The sequence below is a fragment of the Mesotoga infera genome (assembly GCA_011045915.1).
Classification (GTDB): domain Bacteria; phylum Thermotogota; class Thermotogae; order Petrotogales; family Kosmotogaceae; genus Mesotoga; species Mesotoga infera_D.
Genome location: DSBT01000119.1, coordinates 1 through 6683, shown reverse-complemented (window position 1 = coordinate 6683; position 6683 = coordinate 1). Strand labels below are relative to the sequence as shown.

The 6683-nt window shown below is 44.4% G+C and carries 6 protein-coding genes; all 6 read right to left on the bottom strand.

The window, feature by feature from the left end; genetic code table 11:
• Positions 1-280: Dna2/Cas4 domain-containing protein (locus ENN47_04060; GenBank protein HDP77355.1), on the bottom strand; the 280-nt coding region annotated here is incomplete at its 3' end.
• On the bottom strand, positions 277-2613 hold the full coding sequence (cas3, locus tag ENN47_04055) for a CRISPR-associated helicase Cas3' (protein ID HDP77354.1): 2337 nt from the start codon (positions 2611-2613) through the stop codon (positions 277-279). The genes cas3 and ENN47_04060, both read right to left, overlap by 4 nt.
• Positions 2606-3310 carry a type I-B CRISPR-associated protein Cas5 gene (gene cas5b, locus ENN47_04050; protein ID HDP77353.1) on the bottom strand — a complete coding sequence of 235 codons (705 nt, stop codon included), beginning with the start codon at positions 3308-3310 and terminating at the stop codon, positions 2606-2608. Before cas5b ends, cas3 begins: the two co-directional genes overlap by 8 nt.
• Positions 3311-3321: 11 nt before the next feature.
• Complete coding sequence (gene cas7b, locus ENN47_04045) at positions 3322-4272, bottom strand: type I-B CRISPR-associated protein Cas7/Csh2 (protein HDP77352.1); 951 nt, start codon at positions 4270-4272, stop codon at positions 3322-3324.
• Between the two features lie 2 nt (positions 4273-4274).
• The gene (locus tag ENN47_04040) at positions 4275-6065 is read right to left on the bottom strand and encodes a hypothetical protein (GenBank protein ID HDP77351.1); all 1791 of its coding nucleotides are present in this window, start codon (positions 6063-6065) and stop codon (positions 4275-4277) included.
• Positions 6066-6071: 6 nt separating this feature from the next.
• The coding region (cas6, locus tag ENN47_04035) for a CRISPR-associated endoribonuclease Cas6 (protein HDP77350.1) at positions 6072-6683 on the bottom strand (612 nt) is incomplete at its 5' end.

The window sequence follows — 6683 nt, the reverse complement described above, 5'->3', positions numbered from 1 at the left end:
GGTAGAAGAGCAGCTGATCCCTCGCTCCTTCAAGTGAATACTTGGACTTCTTTATTTCGCTGACGATCGTTTTTCCCTTTTTCTCCTCTACCATGTCCAGCCGAATGTTATCTATAGCGATATCTTTCTCTCCTTTGTTTTCGAAGGAGGTTTCGTGGATCAAACGACCAAGCGCAAGATTCGTGTTTTCGCTTTCTGGAAATATCCTGTGAGCCACCAACCATGCTTCCCTGGCACAGCTCGAATATGAAAGCAAAAGATAACCGGATATCTCTATCAATAGACGTCACTTCCGGACAAATGAAAACCCGTCAACTCGTTGTAGTAGCGTTCCAGCTCGTCTTTCTGAACGTAGCAGAAACCGCTTACTACGGGTGGGAGATCGGCTTCACTCTCATCATGTTTTACACGATAGTTGATTATGTAAGGTGCGAGTTTTCTTACTATGCTTTTCTTTTCCGCCAGAAGCTTGAATTTATCTTCAGCGGTCGTGGGTCTTTGAAGGATATCTGTGTATTCTTGCCATGCGGCTTTTGCTTTCTCGTCAATTTCCAGGAATACCGGGTAAGTCCAGCCGCTCTCATCGATCAGCTTGAAATCAGCGATTTTGGCAAATTCTAACTTGTATATGCTTTCTAGAATCTCCTTTGATTTCGTTTCAATGCCTGATCCTTCAATGGCTTTGAAGTAGTCTTCAACGAGTGAATAGAGTTCCGATTCATTGTAAAGAGTATCATTCATAGCTCTTTTAGTAGCAGATAACAAAACTGAGTCATAGATCTTGCTCGGCGCACGACAATCGTTGAAATCTGTCAGCTCGATCAGCTTTATTTTGCCTGCTTCTTTTTTACCGGATCTGTTGACTCTTCCGGCGACCTGAACAATACTATCCAAAGGCCCCATGTCACGGATGCAGTAGTCAAAATCTAGATCGACACCGGCTTCGACAAGCTGGGTTGTAACCAGTATGCAGGGGCCGCCTTCGTCTTTTATGCTTTGTATTCTCTGCCTTCGAACTTCTGGCGGAACTTTAGTAGACAGATAGTAGAGTTTTTCAGCTTCTGTATCAGGCAACTCAAGAATTTTCTTGAAAGTAGCTTCAGCCGAAGCTATTGTATTCATAACAATCATCAAGGATTTCTCAGACGAGACCGCTTCTTCCACAGTATCGGGCAGCAGATTACTTGTGAATTCTTCAAAGGATATCTCGTCGATACGTTCCAGTTCAAATCTGTTGAGCGGAATATCTTCCTTGAAAAGCGATTCACCGCTAAGGCCGAAACACGATGGCATGGTTGCCGTGGAGAATATGAATCTTGTACCTCCGTATTGGGCGAGTAGCTGCATCACTTTCCCGGTAAGGTCCCAGTATCTTGTAGGAATTGCCTGAATCTCATCGAGCAATATTATGGATCCCGGTATCCTGAAGAATTTCGGGTTTCGTTTTCTAGTAAAAATTGAATGGAATAAGCTCACAAATGTAGTGATTGTCAGCTCGCTGTTCCAGGCATTTACTAGAAGATCGGCCTCATACTTCTCGTAGTTCTCATCTTCATTGTCCGTGAAGAAATCTATCTCCGAAAGATGATGCTGCTGTAACAACTGATTTGGAGTCGGTTCGGGCCGACCCGTTTCAATGAAGAGTTTTCGCGCAACATCGTAAGTCTGATCTATTATGCTCAGGAAAGGTAGGCAGTATATGATCCTGGGAATATAGCCTTTTTTCGTTAGGTTTTCTCGCAATTTCAGGGCCAGTGAGAGGAGAGTCAAAGTTTTTCCGATACCGGTAGGTCCTTTGAGTGTACCAACTTCGAAGTCGATATTTGATGTCGCAAGGTCGTAGAATTTGCTCCTAAGAAGGTTCATGGGATCTGTTCCCGACGTGTCAAAGCCTTTCGCTTTCCTGTAATCTTCTACGAGTGTTTCGGGAAGATCGTCCCTCTTAGGCAATGGCTTATTTCTGAAGGCAGCATCGGTTTCATCTGCCCAACGCAGAAGGGATGAGAGGTACATATACAATACAAAAGGTCGGATATCTTTTCTATCGTCCAGGAAGAAATCTTCGTAATAGTCCTGCCAATCATAAACGAGATCAGACACCTCATCTTTGTCGAGAGGTGGAACATCGATTTTCATACGAAGTTCGTTAAGAAAATCTCCGTTCAGATTCAAGAGCTGCCATTCTATTAGATATGAATCGCTATCCAGGTCACAACCGAATTCCGGGTTTTCAGCCTGACCATGGTGACGCTTCAAAAGGCTAACGATTACCGGGATTAGATGCTGGATTTCTTGTGGCGCCGTCTGCGTGAGGTACTTTCCTATTGCAAAAGCCCCGAGAGCAGAATGTTTGGACCTGTCTCTGTTGAATCTACGTTTCATTATCATGTTTTGAAATTCCGGAGTAGCCTTCCCGAGATCATGGAAGTATGCGATGGCTTCAACCAGAAAGCCCAGGGTCTTCTTATCGACCCCGAGCAGGTTTTCAAAGTCCATATATAGACTTGCGGTTTCGATTTCTGAGATCATCAGATGATAGACACCATCGAGGTGATCCATCAATGGTCTGGGCGATTCACCTTCTCTTGCCGGATGGGAATAAACTTCAGACAAGCATTACCACCTCCTCTTCAGCTCCGTTCAATTTCACGATTTCAGACTGAGAAGGGTTCTTTAACAAGAGAATTCTTTTGCCGTCTTCTTCATAGGCAATTTCCGAGTAACTCTGGACCCTTCTGTCGTTGTCCATGTAAATGGCATGTGTCTCACGGAAGAGATTTAACCCGCTCTCGAATCTGATTTCTCCTTCATCGAACAGATAGACTATGGAATCGACCAACACCTCACCATTCACATCGTTTGCCTCATACTCTCCGATGTAGTCTATTGAGGCTATGAATTCGGATATACCCAGACAAGGAGTGAAGTGTGTCTCGCAGTTCTCGAGTTTTCCTTTCAAAACGGATAGGAGTTGAGTGTTTCCTGTGACATAGATCCGATAATTGGGAGAGACAACGCATTCGACTGGAACAAGAATACTGCCTCCGCTCTTAGTGTGGAGGTATTTCAGATTGAAGGTGGTCTTTCTTACGGACCTTAAAACCCTGACGCCAGTTTTCAAACCTCTGGCCTCAAAGTAACTTGATTGCTCGCTCCTGCCGAAGCCTCCGCTTTGAACACCGATTATGTTCCCCAACAGCCCGACGATGGCCGTACGGGGCGGAACAGAATAAGTCAGCGCAGATGTCGTAGTATATGGCTTTCTGAAATGTGCGTAGTCACTGGCTATGTCGAAGACGAGGACTTTCATGGGTCCTCACCTCACTCTTCCAGTTTTTCAGTCTTGCCCTCCAGTAAACCTTCCATCTCGAATGGTTCGCCATTGAGGGTGAGCTTCAGTCTAGGGTCTATTCTGTATCGGACCTTCTTTATGGAGTTTCCGTATTTGTCATGAAGTCCCTTAAGTTCGGAAATCTCAAGTCTGAAATCTTTGACACCACGGATCCTCTCCTCCTCAATCTCCGATTTCAGCTCAATAGCTTTATCAAGCTCGCCAATGTGGAAGTTTTTCTCATCATTATAAACAACATCTATAAGAAGTCTTGGGAGCTGTTCCATCTTGGAGCGGGTAATTAGATCTTTGGTACCGTCCCACATGGCTTCAAACAGGAAATCGACATCGGCGTCAGTAAGGAGTGTTTCTTTTGCAGTATTCTGGTTGACAACACCGTAGAAAGCGATGCAAGAATAGGGTAACTGCCACTTCTCACTGAAACTACGCTGCTCGTTTCCTTCCTTTGAGACAAAAGCCGCCGTTCCCTGAACAAAGACAGAATCGGCCCTGTGAAGAGATCTGCCGAATCTGAACTGAACCGGCCCCGTTATAGACATATTGAGCTTTGAGATCGGTACGGTTCCGCCGAAAAGACGCAGATCTATGCATTTCTTAAGAAGAGCCTCCGATGCCCTCTGTCTATCGAACTTTTTACTGTCGGTTATGTCGGTAATCAGCTCTTTTGCCCGCTGTTCTGACGTTACAGGATCTCCGTTAATAAAAACCTCTTGCTCGTAGCCTTCAGGACGTTCTACCTTCTGCACTGTCCCCATATAGTCTCTGATTGTTCTCTTAAGTCTGACATCCGAGACAACGTTTAGCCCGGTAGTTTCATCCATTCTCGGCTTATTTTCGTCCATTGGATCTCCGTTAGGATTGCCGTCTTTCACATCATAGATAAAGACTATCTCATGCCGGTTCTTAACCAAGTCAGCCATGCTCATTCCTCCTCTTCCACAGTTGCTTCCTCGGCAACTTCTTTTTCAGATGAACCCATCAACAGATTCTTCGAAGCTTCTCCACACAAGAATGCATAATTCAGGTCTGTCAACGACGATTTCCATTTCATTCCGGCATTCAGCTGATATCTTCCCGCGAGTTCAAAGAGCTTCTCGACAAATCCAATATGAGAGGCGTTTTTTATCTTCTTCGAATAGTGCTTGTGCTTATCTCTGAGATACGTGAGATGTTCTCTGAAATCGTCTGGCTTCATCCTGTAACCCTTGATCCTCTGGTCGGCTGTACCGGTGTAACCCTGGTCTTTCTGAATCGCCACTACAAGAGCGTGGATCATTCCGATTACAAAAGTGAGCTTCAAATCATCGTTTGCAAAGAAGCCGGGATACCGCTCAAAATACCCTTCTAGTAATTCCTCCTTTGGTTTTTTCAAACCCAAAACCCCTCCTTCTAAAGGATTATTCAGTCTGTCCAGGAAATAACCCATTGCAACTATCGAATTGCGATCGAAGAATACACTCTCTAGTTCGCTTTCTTTCGCATTCATCTTAAGAGAGTAAAAGTACCGCATCGAAGCCTTCTTGAAAAGATTTAAGTCTGCCTTGGTGCTCTTGAATATCGTCCTCATGAATTCCAGAAAATTAGTTGGAGGAACAGGGCTGTCAGAGGAGTTCTTTTTTAGCTGAGCATAACCTTTAAAAACCTTCCACAGTATTTTAAATCTGATTCTGGGAGAACCCAAAGATCTTAGCTCTGTCTCAATACTATCTGCGGTATTTGTAATAGCCGTCATCCTGGATGGCGGAACATCTTCTATGTTCAGGTAGACTTTTACCTCATCCTTCCCTCTTGACTTGACAAAGAAGACGAAATTCAAAGTCGAATAGGCGTCCTCTTTGCTAAGTTTCTTGATCAACCTTGATTCAAATCTCTCATATCTACCGTCTTTTCCTCTGAACGAGTCTGTAAGGCTCTTGAGCGCTGAAAGGCTATTTTCGGTGAACTGTTGGCTCTTGCCTATTCTGTTACCCGCAAATCTTGGAAGGACGTAAACTTGTGAATCATAGAAGTTGAGAGTTAACTTGTCGTCCGCAATCCTTTTACCCAGGGCGAGTTTGGAGAAACATTCCTGACAGAGAGGCATAGTAACATCGTGACTCTTGTTGCTCATCATGTGTGCAAAACCAGGCTGATCAATTGTGGCAAACTTGAAGATATTGCTAACTCTGGCTCCAACTTCGGTTTCTTTCCCGCACAAAAAGCAACCGCCCCTTCGGGAGTTTGGGAGCTTCTGAACTTCATTTAGGAAAACGGTCCTGAACTCCTTGAACGTTCCCACAGATCGTCCATCGATCAAAACAGTCAAGAAATAGAATTCATTCTTCTCGGTAATCTGCCCAGCCTGTTCTTCAACATCGCCGACGATCTTCTCTTTGTTCTCTGAAAGAATATCTTTAATGTCATTCGCAAGTTTACCTGGATGCATCTCACAGAATTTCACAAACCTGTCGATCAGACCTGCTGGACCTTTTCTTGAAGGTTTCAGAGTCAAAGAGTATGGGTCCGGTTTTGCGGAAGGAGTCTTTCTGTAGAGGTAATTAGCATCTGTTTTGTACCCTAATCTGCAACCGGAATAGAGAAGTTTGTCGCCCTCTGTTTCCAAGTCTATTGTTATGACTCTGGTGTATTTCTTGCCGAGATCCTCCGTCAACTGCTGGGTTTCGTCGAACTCATCTTCATGCCAAATGCCGATTTCGTAAACACTCTTGATCAATTCTGATCACCTCCTTTCGATGGTTTTTATCATTCCAAAACCCTGAGCGTTCTTTGAACCCAGTCCCCAGTCGTAGGCTATCGATATAAGCTCTGGGTATGCCTGCAGCTCAAAGCGGAAATCCCAGGCAATCTGAGTGAAATCCTTGTACTTGACAATCCGTTGAACCGGTCTTGAGGCAAGTCGAAAGGAGAAAGACTCTCCTGCTCTAGCATCATTGCCCAATGCACTTGCCTTTCTGTTGAGGTTTTCCCGAATCTGAATTGCGAAATCTTTCTCTACTGGATTGTAGAAATAGGTTTTCTTTCTTCCGTCTGCTGTCATGAGAGTCGAATAGACAGTTATTGGTGATATTGTTCTCGCGCTGATAGAGCTCGCTTCTGGTATCTTAGGTTCAACCTCAATTGATCTCAGTTCAAGTGTTGTACCTAGCAGTTGAATGCCTCTGTTCTTGATTAGGCTATTTGCAAAGGCTTGGACAAAGTCTTCAAGTGGTGATGAGAAGTGCAAGAAAATCGGAGAGGTTAGCGATATTGAGCCTTCATTAATCCTTTGTTTGTGACCAAAGAGTCGGGAGAAAGTAAATGGTCTTAGGATTCTTCCATTCACGGATAGGCC